Source organism: Pantoea sp. BRR-3P (assembly GCF_039621635.1).
GTDB classification, from domain to species: domain Bacteria; phylum Pseudomonadota; class Gammaproteobacteria; order Enterobacterales; family Enterobacteriaceae; genus Pantoea; species Pantoea floridensis.
Window position 1 is genome coordinate 509574 of record NZ_CP155067.1, and the last position, 19017, is coordinate 528590.

Below are 19017 nucleotides of genomic sequence, written 5' to 3' on the forward strand. Positions count from 1 at the left end.
ACCATGTCACAACGTTTAACCAACAAAACCGCGATTATCACTGGCGCGGGCAGCGGAATTGGCAGCGCGATTGCCAGGCTGTTTGCGCGTGAAGGTGCCCGCATAGCCCTGTTTGATCTCAACACTGAGACCACCGCAGCGCTGGCCGCCCAGCTGCAGGAAGAATATGGACAACAATGCGTGGCCTGCGTGGCGGACGTGACGCAACCGCAGCAGGTACAACGTGCGGTGGTGCAGTCACAGGACGCGCTCGGGCCTATCGATATTCTGATCAACTGCGCAGGCGTGAATGTATTTCGCGATCCGCTGGGGCTGGAAGACGACGACTGGCAGCGCTGCATGGAGGTCAATCTGAAAGGGCCTTACAACCTGATCCGCAGCGTGTTGCCGGGGATGCTGGCGCGGCATTATGGCAACATTGTCAACGTCGCCTCGGTACACGGACATAAAATCATTCCAGGCGCTTTCCCCTATCCGGTGGCAAAGCACGGATTGATTGGCATGACGCGGTCGCTGGGGGTGGAATACGCCAGCCGGGGCATACGTGTTAACAGCGTGTCGCCGGGTTTGATCATGACGCCTGCCGCAGAAGCCTGGCTGGCAAGCTGCCCTGATCCTCAGGCAGAACGTGAACGCCAGGCGGCATTACTGCCCTGCAAGCGCATCGGTGAACCAGATGAAGTCGCTTACACCGCGCTGTTTCTCGCTTCAGATGAGGCGCGCTTTATCAACGCAACCGATATTCTGGTGGATGGCGGCCGCAGCCAGGTTTATCACGATTAATCATTCCGTTTGCTGTCTGCCTGTTGCGCATCACTGCGCACCTGACTAAATCCTCCGCATTGATGTGTTAAAACAGGTCGCAGCAACCGCGCAAAAAATAACATTAGCGCGCCATAACCCGCTATTCTTCGGTGCTGAAGCGACCCTCTGTCATTTGATAATCAGGAGCCTGGAAAAGATGTCTGAGAATCCCAGCATTGCCCTCATTGGACCGGGTGCAATTGGCACCACCATCGCCGCCGCTCTGCATGAAGTTGGCCGCACGCCGACCCTCTGTGGCCGCACCGCGCATCCGCAGCTCGAACTGCGTCACGACAGTGGCAAAATTATTGTCCCTGGCCCGGTGCTCACCCATCCGGCTGACATTGCGCAGCCGTTTGATCTGGTGTTTGTGGCCGTAAAAACCACGCAGGTGGCAGACATCGTCGCATGGCTGGCGGCGCTGTGTGATGAAAATACGGTGGTGTGCGCCCTGCAGAACGGCGTAGAGCAGAAAACGCAACTTGCACCCTATGTCAACGGCGCAGCGGTACTGCCTTCGGTGGTGTGGTTCCCTGCCCAGCGAGAACCGGACGCTTCGGTGTGGCTACGAGAAAAACCGCGCCTGACGCTGCCTGAAACGCCACAGGCTGAACGGGTCGTTGCGGCGCTGCGTGACACGCGCTGTAGCGTCGATCTCTCGGCCGATTTTCTCACCATCGCCTGGCGCAAACTGCTGCAAAACGCCGTTGCTGGCCTGATGGTGCTTTCGAATCGTCGCGCCGGGATGTTCCAGCGGGAGGATGTTACCGCGCTGGCATTGGCCTATTTACAGGAGTGTTTAACGGTGGCGCGCGCTGCCGGGGCAGCGCTGAGCGACAGTGTGCCGCAGGAAATTGTTGACCGTTTCCACCAGGCACCTGCTGACCTGGGCACGTCCATTCTCGCCGACCGCCAGGCCAATCGCCCGCTGGAGTGGGATATCCGCAACGGCGTGGTGCAGCGCTATGGCCGAACCTATGGCATCGCCACCCCGATAAGCGATGTGATCGTGCCCCTGCTGGCAGCAGGAAGCGAAGGCCCAGGCTGAAGATCTAAGGTTACCTGGTCGCCATGAATGGCGTAATGCCGCTCACTTAAGCAAAAAAATGCCTGTTTATGCAGGTGCGCATAAATGCGCACCCTACGAAAACCCGGCGATATCCGCGTAGGGTCGCCATTCATGGTGACCGATTCACGCTTAACTGACGAGCATTACGCCATGAATGGCGGCCTTACGGTGTTGGCGATTAAAATCGCCACGCCGCAAATAGTGCACCGCTGACCTGGCCTGATTTCTCGACGATCGGGCTGTCGGCTGCCTGGTTTTCCAGATGCTGCGCCGTAACGCGGGCACCGATCAGCCAGGCAGGCGTTAACGCATACTCCATGCCCATTTCCCAGCCCACCTTCTCCAGACCTGAACCGGCATCGTAACGATTCAGTCCGCTGCGTGCCGCTTGCACCGCCGTCACGCCATATTGGGTCTGCATGTAATCGCTATCCGCCCAGCTCAGGCTCGGGCCGGTGTAAAAACGCAGGCTCGCCGTTGGTCGCCACTGCAAATGCGCATAGGACGCGAGTTTGAATCCCTGCTGATTGCCGCCTACATCCTGGGTTAAGATCACGCCGCCTTTAAAATATTCATTCTCATACACCGCCGAGGTGAAAGCGCGTGGCGTAATATCAATATCCCCCAGCCCTTTAAGATGCGCATCATCAGACTCCTGACGCGGTGAAATATTCGTGCCTACCCCCAGCGAGAACGTCCATCGATCGGTGTTGGCAACGTTCCATCCGAGAGCAATCAGATCGTCCACGCCACCGACAAAGAAGGGGCCATATTTCAGCTTCAGCGCCGGCACGAAGTCGGTTTTATGCTCTTTGGCGCCAGAATAGTTCGGTTTCACACCGACGCCGCCGCCGATAAAGCCCGAAAATTCATTTTGGCTGGATTCAGCGCAGGCCGCAGAGGTGGCAACCGTTAGCAGGCAAAATAGCGTGAAAGGTTGAGCCAGGGTGAAACGCATCAACATTATCCTTACCGTTACAGAAGTTAATCATGAGGAAACCTATTGCAGCAGCCTCTTGTAACGCCCGTTTTTACCTTCGGTAAAGTTATGTAACAGCTAGCGGCAGACACACGCAAAAACGGGCTCCGCCCCCTGCGCGATTGTGTACGCTAATGCTGCCAGCGTGATATTCGGTGATCGAACGCACTAACGCTAAGCCAAGGCCATAACCGCTGCTGCTGTGGGCAAGGCGATAAAACGGCTGAAAAATACTCTCGCGCTCAGCGCACGGTATGCCGGGCCCGCGGTCAAGCACCTCAAGTAAAAAACAGCGCTCTTCTGTATGTTTAAGCACCACGCAAATTCCGCTGCCGGCATAGCGCTGCGCATTTTCGATGAGGTTACGTAGAAGACGGCGAATTAAACGCGCATCGACTTCGGCCACCACATGCTCCGCCTGAAGTTCAACTTGCGCGGCGGCACACTCTTCCGCGGCAATCGCCGTGATATCGGCGGGCTGAAAGTCCCCGTTAATCGCGCGGGTTGCCATCTCTAAACGGCTGAGGGTCAAGATCTCCTCCACCAGCGCGTCCAGTTCGCCCACGCTGCGTTGCAGTTCGCGGCGCGTGGGTGAATCCTCTGGCGCCAGCAGTGCGGCCGCCATCTGAATACGCATCAATGGCGATCGCAGTTCGTGTGAGGCGTTCGCCAATATCGATTTTTGCGCCTGGATCAATTGCTCTATTTGCATGGCCGAGCGGTTAAAACTGGCCGCCAGCCGTCCCACCTCGTCGCGACCCGAAACCGCTACTCGCGCCGTCAGATTTCCCTGACCGAGTGATTCCACGCTCTGCTGCAGTGATTCCAGCCGCGCCGTTAAACGCCGTATCACCGGGAAGGAGATCAGCGCTACGCAGCTGGCTAATCCCAGCAGCAGCAAAATAAACAGCCACGGCCGTTTCTGGCGGTCGCTACTGAACTGCGTAACCAACACGCGCTTATCTTTTAGCGGCCAGACAAAACGCATGCCGTACCAATCATCATCTAATTGGCCGTAAACCGCGCGCGAAGGAAATGCAATGGGCGGATCGAGTGGACGACTGAGCCGTTCGCCATTGGCGGCAAACAGGGTAAAACGCGTGTGGGCGCGCGCCATCCAGCGATCGATGGCTGCCGCTTGCACCGGCTGTGGCGCGTCCGCCGGCGGTAGATTCTGCTCCACCAGCTCGGAAAAGGTGGCGAAGGCGTTGAGATGGCGATTGTCATCATCGTTCCAAAGCCACAACACGATAGTACAGATCACCACTATCAACAGAGCGCAGCTGAAGGCGAAAAAGATTTGCAGATGCAGCGGAAAATCCGTGAGGCGCTTCATGCGTGCGGCATTGCCGAGAAAACATAGCCGACACCGCGCACGGTGATGATACGTTTCGGCGTGCGCGGATCATCTTCAATCAGCTGGCGAATGCGACCGATATGCACATCAATTGCGCGATCAAAGCTGTCGTAACTTTCACCGCGCACCGATTGCCAGATTTGTTCCCGATTAAGCACCCGCCCGGCATGACGCGCCAGCGCCACCAGCAGATCGAACTGCAACGAGGTGAGCGCACAAGGTTGTTGATGCAGCAGCACGCTGCGCGCGGCGGTATCGATCTCTAGCGCTCCGGAGCGAATAACGTGCTCTGCGTTAAGCAAGCGCCCAGGCTTGATTCGTCGTAGCACCGCCCGCATCCGAGCCAGAAGTTCGCGCGGTTCATAAGGCTTTGGCAGATAATCATCCGCCCCCACTTCCAAGCCGATAATGCGATCCGCCGGATCGCCGCGTCCTGTCACCATAATAATGGCGGGTTCATTATGACACTGGCTGCGAATCTGCCGGCAGAGCGCCAAACCGTCGGCATCACCAAGCATCAGATCCAGTAGCACAACGTCGAATTCACACTGCCGCAAGCGCAGCTGAGCGTCAGGTGCGCTGGCGCTGTGCATCACATTAAATTCGTGCTGCGCAAGGTAAGGCACAATCATCCCTGCCAGCCGATGATCGTCCTCAATTAACAAAACGGAGGTCATGTCTTATTTTCCTGGCGGAATCGCTTTATCGATGTATTACAGACAGCGGTGCAGGTAAATAAGTTTCTCCGGGATAGCGTGGAGAAGGTAATCGGGCGCGGACATGCGAAATTTCAGCATAAGCGATTATGTTGCACTTTATAATTTATTCAGCGAATTACAGTATTAAATACATTTTCCGCAAAGCAAAATGCCACTAACTTGCGCTTCGTTAAAATCTTTACTAGGGTTTGCACTTCTTTAGCCTCTTATAGCTTTCTTTTCCTTCAATGAAATAACGGCTGCGAAAGCTATAAGATCGCGCCACTTTTTCTCAGGGGATATTATGAGCACAGGATCGATTTCAGATAAGCCGGCGACCTCCAGCGGGTTAACGGTTGATGATATCACCGTCATCGACAACAAATTGCTGAAGCGCGCCGTGGGTGCCGCTGCACTCGGTAACGCCATGGAGTGGTTTGATTTCGGCGTTTACAGCTATCTCGCCGTCATTATCGGCCAGGTCTTCTTCGCCGATGCCAGCGCAACCGCTCAGCTCATTGCCTCATTCGGTACTTTCGCCGCGGCATTTTTAGTGCGTCCCATTGGCGGCATGGTCTTTGGCCCGCTCGGCGATCGCATTGGACGCCAGAAAGTATTGGCGTTAACCATGATCATGATGTCGATTGGCACCTTCTGCATCGGCTTAATTCCCAGCTACGCCAGCATTGGTATTACCGCGCCAATTCTGCTGTTTGCCGCGCGCCTGCTGCAGGGCTTCTCAACCGGTGGCGAATATGGCGGTGCTGCGACCTTTATTGCGGAATATTCCACCGATAAGCGTCGCGGCTTTATGGGCAGCTTCCTCGAGTTTGGTACGCTAGCTGGCTACCTGTTAGGCGCGAGCTTAGTGACGGCAATGATCGCCTTCTTGCCTCATCAAACGATGATGGATTGGGGCTGGCGCGTGCCGTTCTTCCTCGCGGCGCCGTTAGGGCTGTTCGGCCTGTATATCCGTCTCAAACTGGAAGAAACCCCCGCGTTTAAAGATCACATGGATAAGCGCGAAGAGCTGGAGCACAACAAACCGCGTGTCAGCGTGTGGCAGATGCTGCGCGATCAGCATAAACCGCTGCTGAAATGTATTGGCCTGGTGCTGTTGTTTAACGTCTCAAATTATATGCTGACCGCCTACATGCCGAGCTATTTAACCGGCGTGTTAGGGATGAGCGAATTATCCGGCCTGATGCTGGTGATGGTAATTATGTTTATCATGATGCCCCTGACACTAATGTGGGGATATTTCACCGACCGCATTGGCCGTCGTCCGGTCATTGGTTTAGGAGCGCTAGGCTTAATTTTGCTGGCGATTCCCAGTTTTATGCTCATTGGTACCGGCAATATGCTGCTGGTCTTTGCCGGATTGGCGGTTTTGGGGCTATTGCATACCTGCTTCAGCGGCACCATGCCCGCCACGTTACCTGCGCTATTTGTCACCGATATTCGTTACAGTGCGTTAGCGATTGGCTTTAACTTGTCGGTATCACTGTTTGGCGGCACCACGCCATTAATTACCGCCTGGCTGGTGGATACCACGCACAACACGATGATGCCCGCTTATTACATGATGGGTGCCGGCGTGATTGGATTGATCACCGTGTTAACCCTGAGTGAAACCGCACGTAAGCCACTGAAAGGATCATCGCCTGCGGTCGCCACTGAGGCCGAAGCGCACCGATTGATTGATAAGCTGCGTAAACGCAAGGCTAAGCATAAACCGGCCTGACCCACAGCGAGCGAAATCAATGAGGTTGCCACGGCTGGCAGCCTCATCTCATTCTAAACGAAGCGTTAAAATCCCCCTCTGATTCGATAATTTCCCAAAGTGGCCTGAAATCCGTTGGTACGCGCCAGAAAAGGCCAAAATATCGACTATGATTTGTTGTCCGACCTAACTTTTATCTCGATTTTTATATCTTTATCAGCCAGTAGCGAATCGCTTGATGTCGTCCATTGCCCCTGCGTGGGCTAAACGAGGCAATTGAATGGAATTCAGATCATTTGAAAAATCCTGGGGCGCTGAAATTCTTGCGGATGGCAGCGTTCGTTTTCGTGTTTGGGCACCGGGCCAGCAGCAGATCACCTTAAGCGTTGCCGACCATGACCGCACCATGACGCAGGTGGGAGACGGTTGGTTTGAGTTGAACGTCAACGACGTGGCGCCGGGCGCAGAATACAACTTTGTGCTGGCCGACGGTACAGTGGTGCCGGATCCTGCAGCACGTGCGCAGAAGGCTGAGGTTAACGGCGCCTCTTTGGTGATCGATCCCAAACACTACCGCTGGCAACACACCCACTGGCAAGGGCGTCCATGGCACGAAACGGTGGTATACGAACTGCACATTGGCACTTTTACGCCTGAAGGAACGTTTCAGGCGGCGATCGCCAAATTACCGTGGCTGGCCGAACTAGGTATCACCCAGCTGGAAGTGCTGCCCGTTGCGCAGTTTGGCGGTAATCGCGGCTGGGGTTATGACGGCGTCCTGCTCTATGCGCCCCACGCGGCTTACGGATCGCCTGATGATTTCAAAGCGTTTATCGATGCCGCGCACGCGCACGGTTTATCGGTGGTGCTGGATATCGTGCTCAACCATTTTGGCCCCGAAGGCAACTACCTGCCGCTGCTGGCGCCCGCGTTTTTCCATCAGGAACGCATGACGCCCTGGGGCGCAGGCATTGCTTATGATGTGGATGCGGCACGGCGTTATATCGTGGAAGCGCCGCTTTACTGGCTGCAGGAGTTCAATCTTGATGGCTTGCGTTTCGATGCCATCGATCAAATTGAAGACAGTTCCAAAAAACATGTGCTGATCGACATTGCCGAGCGCATTCGCCAGGCCATTCCCGAACGCCCTATCCACCTCACGACCGAAGATAGCCGCAATGTCATCTTCCTGCACCCGCGCGATCGGCAAGGTCAGGCGCCCTTGTTCAGCGGCGAGTGGAACGATGACTTCCACAATGCGGTGCACGTGTTTGCAACCGGTGAAACGCACGCCTATTACCAGGATTTTGCCGACGTACCAGAAAAATTGGTGGCACGCGTGCTCACCGAAGGTTTTGCCTATCAGGGCGAGCTTTCGCCGCAGAGTGGTCAGCGGCGCGGTGTGCCCAGCGCCAGCCAGCCGCCGGTGGCGTTTGTGGATTTTATCCAGAATCACGACCAGGTGGGGAACCGCGCGCAGGGCGATCGCTTGATTAACCTTGCAGGCAGCGATCGCACCAAAGTGCTGCTCGCCACACTGCTGCTTTCACCACATATCCCTCTGATGTTTATGGGTGAAGAGTATGGCGAAACCAATCCGTTCCTGTTCTTCACCGATTTCCACGGCGATTTGGCCAAAGCAGTGCGTGAGGGTCGTGCGAAAGAGTTTACCGGCCACGCCGGACATGACGAAGAAGTACCCGACCCAAACGATGAGCAGACATTTACCCGTTCGAAGCTCGACTGGAACAAGCTGGAAACGCCAGAGGGCCAGGCGTGGCTGGCGTTTACCCGCGAGTTGTTGGCGCTACGTCAGCAGCATATTGTGCCGCTTCTGGCTGATGCCGGTGGTCATAGCGGCAAAGTGCTGGCTACCGCCGAGGGCTTTATTGCCGTCAGCTGGCATTTCCCACAGGGCGAGCTCTCGCTGGCGTTGAATATTGGAAAACATCACCAACCGTTGCCGGATATGCCGGGCAGGACGATTTTCGCCTGGCCGCAACAGGCTGAAGCATTGCCACAACACGCCATCGTGGTGCGTTTGGATCAGGGAGCAACAAAATGAGTATTCCAACTGCGACGTACCGCATTCAGTTCCGTAATGGCATGACCTTTGATCGCGCCGCTGCGCTGGTGCCCTATCTGCAACGTCTTGGCATCAGCCATCTTTACGCCTCACCCATTTTCAGCGCCACCGCCGAATCGACTCACGGCTACGATGTCATCGATGCCAATGAAATCGAACCGGCGATTGGCGGGCGTGAAGGTTTTGATCGCCTGGTCCAGGCGCTTAAACAGGCGGGCATGGAGTTAATTCTCGATATTGTGCCCAATCATATGGCGGCCTCGCTGGAGAACAGCTGGTGGCGAGATGTGATTGAGCATGGCGAAGCCAGCCGTTACGCGCGCCATTTCGATATTGACTGGTCGCGCCGCCTGACGCTGCCGTTTCTCGGCGACAGCTTTGATAACGTGCTGGAAAACGGTGAGCTGAGCATTAAGCCGCACCCGCAAACCGGCAACCCCGCGCTAACCTATTACGACAGTTATTATCCGCTCACGCCAGCCAGCTGGCAGGATCGCGCCGACGCGGTGCTGGCCATCACCGATGCAAAGGCCATTACCGAGCTGCATGATCAGCAGCCGTGGCGACTGATGAGCTGGCGCGATGCGCGCAGCGAGCTCTCCTATCGCCGCTTCTTTGAGATCACCGGTCTGGTGGGCGTCCGCGTTGAGGATGATGCGGTGTTTGCCGATTCTCATCAGCTGATTCTCGAGCTGGTACGCTCTGGCGCGGTCAGCGGCTTGCGCGTCGATCACGTCGATGGCTTGGCCGATCCGCAGGGCTATTTGCAGCAGCTGCGTCAGGCCACCGGCCCGGATTGCTACATTACGGTGGAAAAAATCCTTGCAGAAGGCGAGCACATTCCAGCCGACTGGCCGATTTCGGGGACCACGGGTTACGAATTTATTGCCGCACTCTCCCACGCGCTGATCGACGATACGCAGATTGATACGCTGCATTTGGCGTATGAGTCCACGACTGGCGAGCGCAACGACGTTGCAGCCGGATTACGTGTAGCGCGTGAACTGATGGTGGATCGCAATTTCGCTGGGGAGTTTGCTCGGTTGCTTAAGCTGGCGACCGACATCGCAGGCTCAGAGCATCGCAACCTTGGCGAGGCGGAACTACACGTTGCGCTGCGCGAAATCCTCATCGCCTTCCCGGTGTATCGCACCTACGGTCAGCAGGACAGCATGCCGCTGGAGGGTGAGGAACTGCTGCAACAGGTGCTGGAGATCGTGAAAAACAGCGCCTCGCCAACCGTGCTGAGTTTGCTGCAGGCGATTCTGTTGGGCGCGGTGTCTGAAGAGAGTGAAAAGGAAGCACATGAGTTCCGCGTACGCTTCCAGCAGCTGACCGGCCCGCTGATGGCGAAATCGGTGGAGGATACGCTGTTCTTTCGTAATCACGTGGCGCTGGCGATCAATGAAGTGGGCGCAGAGCCGCTACCGCACGCCTTCTCGCTGGCGCATTTTCACCGCGAGATGCAAAACCGCCAACGTCAGCAGCCTAACGGTATCTCCTCCACCTCAACGCACGATACGAAGCGCGGCGAAGATGCACGCGCGCGCCTTTATACGCTGAGCGAAGCGCCTTCGCCGTGGGCGGAAAATGTCACACGCTGGCGCCAGATTAATCATGCGCAGGTGGTTGAGCTGGAGGATGGACCCGCGCCAGAGCCCGCGGTGGAATGGATGCTGTATCAAGCCCTGGCTGGCGTCTGGCCCACCACGCTGCAACCGCAAGATGCCAGCGAACTGGAAGCGCGCTTTTTACCGTTTGTCGAAAAAGCGCTGCGTGAAGCCAAGCTGCGTACCGATTGGGCCGAGAGTAACGCAGCGTATGAAAAAGCGGTGCTGGAGTATGCCCGACATCTACTCTCGCCCGCCAATCAGCTGTTCCTCAGCGATTTCAGCCACGCGCTTCAGCCGTTTATCCAGGCCGGGTTGATCAATAGCCTGACGCAAACGGTGATTAAGCTCACCGCGCCGGGCGTACCGGATATTTATCAGGGCAGCGAAGCGCTGGACTTTAGCCTGGTCGATCCCGATAACCGCCGGACGCCAGATTTTGATCTGCTGCAACAACAGTTTGATGAATCGGCCTCTCCCGACTTTAACGATGCACAACACTGGCTAAGCGGCAAACTTAAGCAGCAGGTGATTGCACGGCTATTGCATCTGCGGCGTGATGTGCCGCAGCTATTCCGCTATGGCGACTATCAGCCGCTGAACGCCAGCGGTGAACATCAAAACAAAGTCATCGCGTTTGCCCGCCAGGACAGCAATAACGCGCTGCTGGTGATCCTGCCGCGTTTGAGTCTCAACAACGCGCAGTGGGGGCAAACGGAAGTGGTCCTGACCGAATCGCTCGCACATCGTCACTACCGCAATCTGTGGACCGGCGAAACGGTGGCGATTGGCGATTACATTCCGCTGGATGAGGCGGCCTCTAGCGCGCCGTTAGTGCTGCTTAGCAGCTAATGCATTGCCTGTTAACGCTGTTTGAGGGAATAAAGATGGAAAATGGTAAGCCTACAGAAATTACAGCAGGTTCGGGACAAGTGCTTGGCGCTAACTTTGATGGCGAGGGGGTGAATTTTGCCCTCTTTTCGGCCTGCGCAGAGCGCGTAGAACTCTGCTTGTACGATGAAAGCGGCGAGAATGAAATCGCCCGCTTCGATCTCCCTGAATACACCCATGAAGTGTGGCATGGCTATATTCCCGGCTTGCAGCCGGGTGCGCTGTACGGTTATCGCGTGCATGGCCCGTACGAGCCGGAAAATGGCCATCGCTTTAATCCCAACAAGCTGCTGCTCGATCCCTATGCGCGCGAACTGGCGGGAGAACTGCAGTGGGATGAATCACACTTCGCCTATGATTTGCTGCATGAAGACAAAGATTTAAGTTTTGATACGCGTGATAGCGCGCCGTTCACGCCGAAATGTCGCGTGATCGATCCCAACGAATTTGACTGGCAGGACGCCAACCGACCGAACATTCCGTGGTCGAAAACGGTCATCTACGAAGCGCACGTTAAAGGGTTTAGCCAGCTTAATCCTGCGGTTCCCGCCGAGATGCGCGGTACCTACGACGGCTTAAGCAATCAGGCATCGGTGGATTACATCAAAAGCCTGGGCGTCACCACGGTTGAACTGCTGCCGGTGCACGGTTTCCCGGACGATCAGCATTTGCTGGATCGCGGCCTGAAAAACTTCTGGGGCTATAACACGCTGGCCTTTTTTGCTCCGGCCACGCGTTATTTTGGTCCGCGCGGTATTCAGGGCTTCCGTGACATGGTACGCGCCTTCCACGATGCCGGTATCGAAGTGATTCTGGACGTGGTGTACAACCACACGGCTGAAGGGAATGAACTGGGGCCAACCCTGTCGTTTAAAGGCATCGATAACTACTCCTACTACCGCACGCTGCCGGACCAGCATCGCTACTACATCAATGACACCGGCACCGGCAATACCGTCAATACTTCGCATCCGCGCGTGCTGCAAATGATTCTGGATTCGCTGCGCTACTGGGCCGAATCCATGCACGTTGACGGTTTCCGCTTCGATCTTGGTACCGTGCTGGGACGTGAACCCGAAGGTTTTGATCAGCGCGGCGGCTTTTTCGATGCCATTATGCAGGACCCGGTGCTTTCCAAATTGAAACTGATTGGCGAGCCGTGGGATATCGGCCCGGGTGGTTATCAGGTTGGCGGCTTCCCGCCGGGTTGGGCTGAGTGGAACGATAAGTATCGCGATACGGTGCGTGAATACTGGAAAGGTGACATGGTCACCAATGATTTTGCTGCGCGCCTGCTAGGTTCCGGCGATCTCTACGATCAGCGCGGTCGCCGTCCGTGGGCCAGCATTAACTTCCTCACCGCTCACGATGGCTTCACGCTGAATGACCTGGTTTCATACAACGAGAAGCACAACGAAGCCAACGGCGAAGATAATAACGACGGTCACAACGAGAACCGTTCGTACAATTATGGCGCTGAAGGCCCAACCGATGATGAAGGTATCAACGCGGTGCGTGAGCGGCAGAAGCGCAACTTCCTGGCGACGCTGCTGTTTTCACACGGTACGCCCATGCTGCTGGCGGGCGATGAGTTTGGCCGCAGTCAGCTCGGCAACAACAATGGCTATTGTCAGGACAGCGAAATCTCCTGGCTTCATTGGGAGAATCTGCCGCCTTCCGCCGATGCGCTGCGCGATTTCACGCGTCAGGTGCTGGCGCTCCGCGCCAAACAGCCGCTGCTGCGTCGCGAAAGCTGGCGCGACGGGATGGATATCAAATGGTTTAACGCCGGCGGCGGGTTCCAGCAGGCCGACCAATGGGATGATGGCACCACGCTCGGGGTTTATCTTGGCCGGCCAGATCTGCAACCGGAAGAAGGCATTTGGCACGACGTGCTGATGCTGTTTAACCCTTACGAAGGCAACGTGCCGTTCCGCATTCCCCAGTTCGGCGAAGGCGGCTGGGTGCTGGAACTCAGCACGTCCGATAACGTTGAAAAGGGCCTGGTGATTACCAAAGAGAAGGATTTCGAACTGGAAGGACGCAGTATGGCGCTGTTCCGCAGACCATAATCGCGCAGGGTCGTCATTTATGGCGATCTCTTCCCTGGTGCGCATAAATGCGCACCCTACAACATCGCGTAAGGTCGCCATTTATGGTGACCTCTTTCCAGAAGCGCATAAATGCGCCCTCGACGAAAATTCACCCGCTGATAAAAATAAATTAACTAAATTCCTTAATCTGCCGATGGTTATTAATCTGCCCCCTCTTCCCTGCGCGGCAACCACAGGGATGCTTTTAGATTAAGGATAATAAGATGAACATCTCTCAACGCTTGTTTCTGACCTTTTCCATGCTATTTGGCGCCATTATCCTGCAGGCTGTGCTGGCCATCACCCTGCTTTCTGGCTTCCAGGACCGTTTCGAATATGTGCAAACCAACGCCATTCCCTCGATTAAAGATCTCGGCAAGCTGATTGACGGCAGTAATCAACTGGCGCTCACGCTTTACAAACACAAAAGCCAGACCGAGGACAACAAAATGCCTGCCGTTGAGGGTGATATCCAAAAACAGCTGGCAGAACTGAAATCACTCACTGATTACTATCTGGCAAATGATATTTCCAACGACGAAGATCGGCGCTTAACCGAGCTGGCTTATAGCAATATTCAACAGGTTACCGCCACGTTGCCGGCATTTCTCGCCGCTTCGCGCGCTCATCAAAATGAAATAAGCCTCGATCTGATTGAGGGGCAAAACGGCATCGGTGCTGCGATCCATCTGCTGATTGCGGATTACCAAAAGCAGCTGGCGTTGAATATCGCCATCGGCGATGAGCTGCGTGCTACCAACCGCAGCACCTTCCACTTCGTACTGTGGACTACCATTGCGGGTGTTGCCGCTACCGTATTGATATTTGGTTTGCTGTCCCTGTTTACCGTATTACGCATCCGTCGCAGCTTGTCTGCCGCGGGCAAGGTGATGATGACCGCCAGCGAGAACCTCGATCTCACCCTGAAAGCCGACGAAAGCCGCCGCGATGAAGTGGGCAACATGGCGCACTCCTTCAACATCCTGATGGATCGCGTTGCGAACGCGCTGTCATCGGTGCGTGAAGCGTCGCAGTCAGTCAGCAGTGCTTCGGTGCAGATCTCTGCGGGCAATGAAGATCTCTCTTCACGTACCGAGCAGCAAGCCGCATCACTGGAGCAAACTGCCGCCAGCATGACCGAGCTGAGTGAAACCGTGCGTCAGACCGCCGATAACACGCATCAGGCCAGCCAGCTTGCCGCTAATGCCAGTGGTTTGTCTGAGAAAAGCAGCGAATCGCTCACCACCATGCTTTCAACCATGGACAATATTCGCGGCAGCTCACGTAAGGTGACGGAGATCGTTTCCATTATTGAAGGCATCGCTTTCCAGACCAACATTCTGGCGTTGAACGCGGCGGTTGAAGCCGCGCGTGCGGGTGAACATGGGAAAGGTTTTGCCGTTGTAGCCGGTGAAGTGCGTAATTTATCGCAGCGATCCACCACGGCTGCCCGCGAAATTAAAAGCTTGATTGAAGAGTCACATCGCCTGACCGAAGCGGGTGCCGCGCAGGCCAGCGACGTCGGCCGCAATATGAGCGTGATGAATGATGCCATTCATCAGGTAAGCCAGCTGGTGGGAGAGATTGCCGCAGCCGCCGTTGAGCAGAGCCAGGGCATTTTGCAGGTGCAGCAAGCGGTGAATCAGATGGATGATGTGACGCAGCAGAACGCCGCGCTGGTGGAAGAGGCATCTGCCGCTTCGCAATCACTGCAGGAACAAGCGGGCAATCTTAATCAGCTGGTGGGTAAATTCCACGTCGCGGAAGTGGCAGACGTCCGTCAACCGCCGGCGGCCTCGCGCGCGCCATCGCGGGTTAAACCCTCACGCGTGGCGCTAGTGAACGATGCTGACTGGCAGAGTTTTTAAGCAAACGCGCGAATACATTGGATTTTGTAGGGTGCGCACTTGTGCGCACCTGGCATAAAAACCGGCTAAATCAGAACTTAAGCATTTTCACCGTGGCATCTACGTCAATCTCATCTTCTGAGAAAATTAACGTAGTTCCCTGGAAAGTGGTGATCGCCAGTTTTTTCAGCGAGCGCATTTCACCACTTTTATCCTCTGCTTTCGGCCTGATGCTATTCATCAGAATACCCACCGACAGCACGGGATTTTCTTTATCAATGCCGGTATCAGCGGGCACTTCTTCGCTATACACCAGGAAGGATTTTATCGACGTGAGTTTCAGGCGCTCGCCGGCAATAAAGATATATTTGCTATCCGGTACGACTTTCACCGCATAAGCCGATAAGCCCTTGTTATTGGTTGTGGGTTCGAAGGTTACCGACGCATCTTTTTTAATCAGATCAGGATTAGCGACCTTAATCACATGGAAATAGCGGTTATCACCATTTTCATCTTTGAGAAATCCAAAACCTTTATCCTGAAACCAGGTTGTGATCGTTCCTTTCATCGCCGTTACCGCCTACTTAATCGTTTATCTACGCAATTTTTTCAGCGCGCAGTGTAAAGCACAACGCCTGCACAAACTATCTCTTCGCTTTAAGTGTGGACGATAAATTTCACACGTGCGAGGCGCGGCCAGATTCGCGCGTCGGCTGAAAATTGGTTATCATCCGCTCCCACTTTCGCTCCGGGCAGCATGATGTCGACGATTTTTGATAGCTTTATTGCCCCGCCGTGCCATCAGCAAATTGAGATCCTTTATCAGGATGAGCATCTGGTCCTGATCGATAAACCCGCCGGTTTGCTTAGCCTCTCGGGAAAAAATCCGCAAAATCTCGATTCAGTGCATCATCGGCTGGTACAGCTTTTCCCTGGCTGCACCTTGGTTCACCGCCTGGATTTCGGTACTTCCGGCTTAATGGTGGTTGCCCGCAATAAAGCCATTAACGCGGCACTCTGCCAGCAGTTTAGCCAGCGCAACGTAACCAAGGTATACCGCGCGCTGCTGTGTGGGCATCTGCAACAAAATGACGGCGTGATAGACGCGGCGATTGCCAAAGATCCCGCGTTGTTTCCACTGATGTCGATTTGCCCCATCCACGGTAAGCCCGCTCGTTCGCGCTATCGCGTGATTGAGTGTTTTCAGCATGCGTTGGAAGATGGCGCGTTAATGCCGTTATCGCGCGTAGCGTTAACGCCCGAAACAGGTCGCACTCATCAGCTGCGCATTCACTGTCAGCAGTTGGGCCATCCTATTTTAGGCTGTGACCTGTATGGCGGTCTGCTGCTGCCTGGCACAGAACGGACGCCGCGGCTGATGCTGCATGCTAGCGAGCTGCATTTTGTTCATCCCGCTAGTGAAGAGTGGATAAAAGCATGCAGCCCCTGTCCGTTCTGAAGGCCAACCGCTCAATAGCGTGGATTACCACATCAGATCATCAGGCACTTTAAAATCAGCGTAGGGATCGTCTTCATCCTGCTCTTCCTGACTCAGGGCGCTGTTTAAGACAATACTATTGGCATCGCGCTGGGCTATTTTATCGGCCACGCTCGCGGGAATAATCGCGTATTCACTCTCACCATTATTATCGGTGGCCAAACGCGCAATGGCGAGGCGACCGTTGATCAGCTGGGATTGCGTCAGCTTATCCACGTCTATTTTTTTAATTAAATTATTATCAGTGAAGTTAAAGCCAATATTTCCTTTAGAAATATCGATTTTATTCATTTCAATCAGCTGCTTTACCTGAGCTTTGTACTCTTTCGATAACGTTGCCTGTTTCTGCTGCTCACTGAGCTGCTTGTCACGTTCAAGCTGGGCTTTCTTATTCTCTTCCACCGCGGCTCTTGCCTCACGCGCCTGAACGCGTGACTTTTTAGCCGTTCTTTGCACTTTATCCATCTTTTTGCTGGTTACTAATCCAGCTTTGAGCATCTGCTCTTGTAAGGTGAGTTTTGCCATCGTTATGTCTGAACCGGTTGAAGAATTTGGGGGATTATAGCTGGATTGTCCGCGGCTGTGCCAGCCTGGTGACGATAGGAGGAGAAGCGATGAGATCCACTCTCCCCCTTAATCATTCACGCTATATACCAATAGCCATTATTCCGTATGGGTGCACCAGTTCCTCGCCGGGTTAATGCCGCCATCGGGAGAAGTAAAGCCAGAGCATCCTAAAATAGTGTCGAACAGCTTCTCGTGAAACACCGGCGTTTTATTATTTTGCAGCTGCTCTAATTGTTCGAATGAGGCTTTGTTGTCCTTGTTACTTAGGAATTTATCCGAGGCCCAGACCATAATTGGAATGGTTCGCTGCGCCATAGGTGCATGGTCACGCGGCGTGCCATGGAAATGCAGATTCTCGGAAATCGATTCACCATGATCGGAGGCATAAAATACAATGGCATTTTTATCTTTAAGGCTATCAAACGTCTGCTTAAGAAAGTAATCGGTATACAAAAGACTATTGTCATACGAATTAATCATCTCCTGCGTACTGCATGCATCATCGATACCCTGGCACTCAGGTTGATAACGCGCAAATGCCCGGGGATAACGTTCCGTATAAAGATAGTGCGATCCTTTAGTATGCAGAATAATGATGTGCTTGCCTTGAGGATGGCGCTGAATAGAATCCTGAAGCTCCGTGACTAAAGCCATATCATCAACTGGTTGCCCCACATGGCGTTTTTCCGCCTGAATAGATTCCCGTAATGCATAGCTATCTGCCATGACTTTGTTATAGAACCAGGCTTCACTCTGCATAGAATAGAGCTCTTCAGAAAAGCCCTGTTTCTTCATTACCGTGAATACGTTCATCTCTTTCAGTGTACGCTGCGGTGCTTCAGACGCTCCGCCTTCGCGCACAAACATGCAGCGTAGTGAAAGTTTAGTTGAGGTGTCACAGGAATAGCCCTGCAGGTGAACCAGATTTTTTTCATGGTCGAGATATGGCGTGTTGTCACGCTCATAACCGTAAAGGCCCATATGATCGCGGCGTGCGCTCTCACCAATGACGAATACGATATAGAGGTTGTCAGCATCCTTAGGCGGGTTATAGCGGTAATGATCCGTTGGGTCGTAAAGATTCCGATTATCTTCCGCCTGGCTGTATGAACTGTAAGCCAGTAATCCCACGCCTGATAACCAATTGGAAGGAGAATAGGTCCCGGCCACGATACCGCCATAGCTGGCCATCATGCGATTGTTGTGTTTGTCTTGCTCATTTTGCATTTTGCCCATCAGGTTGAGCGGTAACCAACAACCCATTGCAGCAACCAGGATGGCAACGGTTTTATAAGACCAGTACTGTTTTTGATTAATCCTGCTAACTGACCTGGTGCGTAATCCACGCCAAATCAGCCATAACGGAATAATATTGACCACCACCAGCCACAGCATGACATGCCAGCCAATGGATTCCTTTGAGAGATCAATTGAATCCGTCGCCAGCACTGCAGCAATAATCCCATAGCCAATATCAATATTAAAAAAGATCATGTAATAGCTGGCTGCACTAGAAAATATCACCAGCAGCGTCATTAATAGACGAGAGATTATCTTGCCGGTTAATGACATTAATAAGGTTAAAAATACCACTAAACAAAATGCTGCGACAATCTCAATGATGACCGACAGAATATTATCAAATTGCAGTTGATGATATCGACGAATGAAAATAGGAATATTAAGTATAATGCCGACATACAACGATACCCATCCCGGTACGTAAAATTGCTCAAGCCAACCCCGTTTAAACATCTTTGCCTCATTATTAGTGTAACTAGATTAATTCGTTCCC

Annotated in this window: 16 protein-coding genes; 10 read left to right on the forward strand and 6 right to left on the reverse strand. The window is 54.1% G+C overall.

What is annotated here, in order from left to right; translation table 11 throughout:
- Positions 1-3 precede the first annotated feature (3 nt).
- The 3 genes from AAGR08_RS21915 to AAGR08_RS21925 all read left to right on the forward strand — a co-directional run bounded on the left by AAGR08_RS21915 (position 4) and on the right by AAGR08_RS21925 (position 2086).
- The gene (locus tag AAGR08_RS21915) at positions 4-783 is read left to right on the forward strand and encodes an SDR family oxidoreductase (RefSeq protein WP_345830156.1); all 780 of its coding nucleotides are present in this window, start codon (positions 4-6) and stop codon (positions 781-783) included.
- A gap of 178 nt (positions 784-961) precedes the next feature.
- Positions 962-1852: an oxidoreductase gene (locus AAGR08_RS21920; protein ID WP_097097724.1), complete on the forward strand. Its 891-nt coding sequence runs from the start codon at positions 962-964 to the stop codon at positions 1850-1852.
- Between the two features lie 84 nt (positions 1853-1936).
- Positions 1937-2086 (forward strand): hypothetical protein, encoded by a 150-nt coding sequence (locus AAGR08_RS21925; RefSeq protein WP_176519227.1) that lies wholly within the window; start codon positions 1937-1939, stop codon positions 2084-2086.
- On the opposite strand, the gene AAGR08_RS21930 is transcribed toward AAGR08_RS21925, so the two are convergent.
- The 3 genes from AAGR08_RS21930 to AAGR08_RS21940 all read right to left on the reverse strand — a co-directional run bounded on the left by AAGR08_RS21930 (position 2052) and on the right by AAGR08_RS21940 (position 4886).
- Complete coding sequence (locus tag AAGR08_RS21930; protein ID WP_345830159.1) at positions 2052-2831, reverse strand: MipA/OmpV family protein; 780 nt, start codon at positions 2829-2831, stop codon at positions 2052-2054. The genes AAGR08_RS21925 and AAGR08_RS21930 overlap by 35 nt on opposite strands.
- A gap of 88 nt (positions 2832-2919) precedes the next feature.
- The gene (locus AAGR08_RS21935) at positions 2920-4188 is read right to left on the reverse strand and encodes a HAMP domain-containing sensor histidine kinase (protein ID WP_345830161.1); all 1269 of its coding nucleotides are present in this window, start codon (positions 4186-4188) and stop codon (positions 2920-2922) included.
- Positions 4185-4886 carry a response regulator transcription factor gene (locus AAGR08_RS21940; RefSeq protein ID WP_345830162.1) on the reverse strand — a complete coding sequence of 234 codons (702 nt, stop codon included), beginning with the start codon at positions 4884-4886 and terminating at the stop codon, positions 4185-4187. Before AAGR08_RS21940 ends, AAGR08_RS21935 begins: the two co-directional genes overlap by 4 nt.
- A 325-nt stretch (positions 4887-5211) precedes the next feature.
- Between AAGR08_RS21940 and proP the strand changes: the two genes are divergently transcribed.
- The 6 genes from proP to AAGR08_RS21970 all read left to right on the forward strand — a co-directional run bounded on the left by proP (position 5212) and on the right by AAGR08_RS21970 (position 15178).
- On the forward strand, positions 5212-6651 hold the full coding sequence (gene proP, locus AAGR08_RS21945; RefSeq protein WP_099686960.1) for a glycine betaine/L-proline transporter ProP: 1440 nt from the start codon (positions 5212-5214) through the stop codon (positions 6649-6651).
- Between the two features lie 259 nt (positions 6652-6910).
- On the forward strand, positions 6911-8695 hold the full coding sequence (gene treZ, locus AAGR08_RS21950; RefSeq protein WP_345830163.1) for a malto-oligosyltrehalose trehalohydrolase: 1785 nt from the start codon (positions 6911-6913) through the stop codon (positions 8693-8695).
- Positions 8692-11178, forward strand: a complete 2487-nt coding sequence (gene treY / locus AAGR08_RS21955; RefSeq protein WP_345830164.1) for a malto-oligosyltrehalose synthase — start codon at positions 8692-8694, stop codon at positions 11176-11178. The genes treZ and treY overlap by 4 nt, the downstream gene beginning before the upstream one ends.
- Before the next feature lie 35 nt (positions 11179-11213).
- The gene (gene glgX, locus AAGR08_RS21960; protein ID WP_097098321.1) at positions 11214-13289 is read left to right on the forward strand and encodes a glycogen debranching protein GlgX; all 2076 of its coding nucleotides are present in this window, start codon (positions 11214-11216) and stop codon (positions 13287-13289) included.
- 19 nt (positions 13290-13308) lie between these two features.
- A complete protein-coding gene (locus AAGR08_RS21965; protein ID WP_345830165.1) occupies positions 13309-13524 on the forward strand; it encodes a hypothetical protein in 216 nt (71 codons plus the stop codon).
- Positions 13525-13534: 10 nt separating this feature from the next.
- Complete coding sequence (locus tag AAGR08_RS21970) at positions 13535-15178, forward strand: methyl-accepting chemotaxis protein (protein ID WP_345830167.1); 1644 nt, start codon at positions 13535-13537, stop codon at positions 15176-15178.
- 70 nt (positions 15179-15248) lie between these two features.
- Here AAGR08_RS21970 and AAGR08_RS21975 read toward each other — a convergent pair whose 3' ends face one another.
- Positions 15249-15725 carry a cold shock domain-containing protein gene (locus AAGR08_RS21975; protein ID WP_097098319.1) on the reverse strand — a complete coding sequence of 159 codons (477 nt, stop codon included), beginning with the start codon at positions 15723-15725 and terminating at the stop codon, positions 15249-15251.
- A 192-nt stretch (positions 15726-15917) separates the two neighbouring features.
- On the opposite strand from AAGR08_RS21975, the gene AAGR08_RS21980 reads away from it, so the two are divergent.
- Positions 15918-16616 carry an RluA family pseudouridine synthase gene (locus AAGR08_RS21980; protein WP_345830169.1) on the forward strand — a complete coding sequence of 233 codons (699 nt, stop codon included), beginning with the start codon at positions 15918-15920 and terminating at the stop codon, positions 16614-16616.
- A 24-nt stretch (positions 16617-16640) separates the two neighbouring features.
- Here the strand turns inward: AAGR08_RS21980 and AAGR08_RS21985 are convergent, their stop codons facing one another.
- Together AAGR08_RS21985 and eptB are read right to left on the reverse strand one after the other, a co-directional pair.
- Entirely contained in the window at positions 16641-17180 is a 540-nt protein-coding gene (locus AAGR08_RS21985; RefSeq protein ID WP_097098317.1) for a DUF2058 domain-containing protein, read from the reverse strand.
- Between the two features lie 138 nt (positions 17181-17318).
- Entirely contained in the window at positions 17319-18977 is a 1659-nt protein-coding gene (gene eptB, locus AAGR08_RS21990) for a kdo(2)-lipid A phosphoethanolamine 7''-transferase (RefSeq protein WP_345830171.1), read from the reverse strand.
- Positions 18978-19017: the final 40 nt, after the last annotated feature.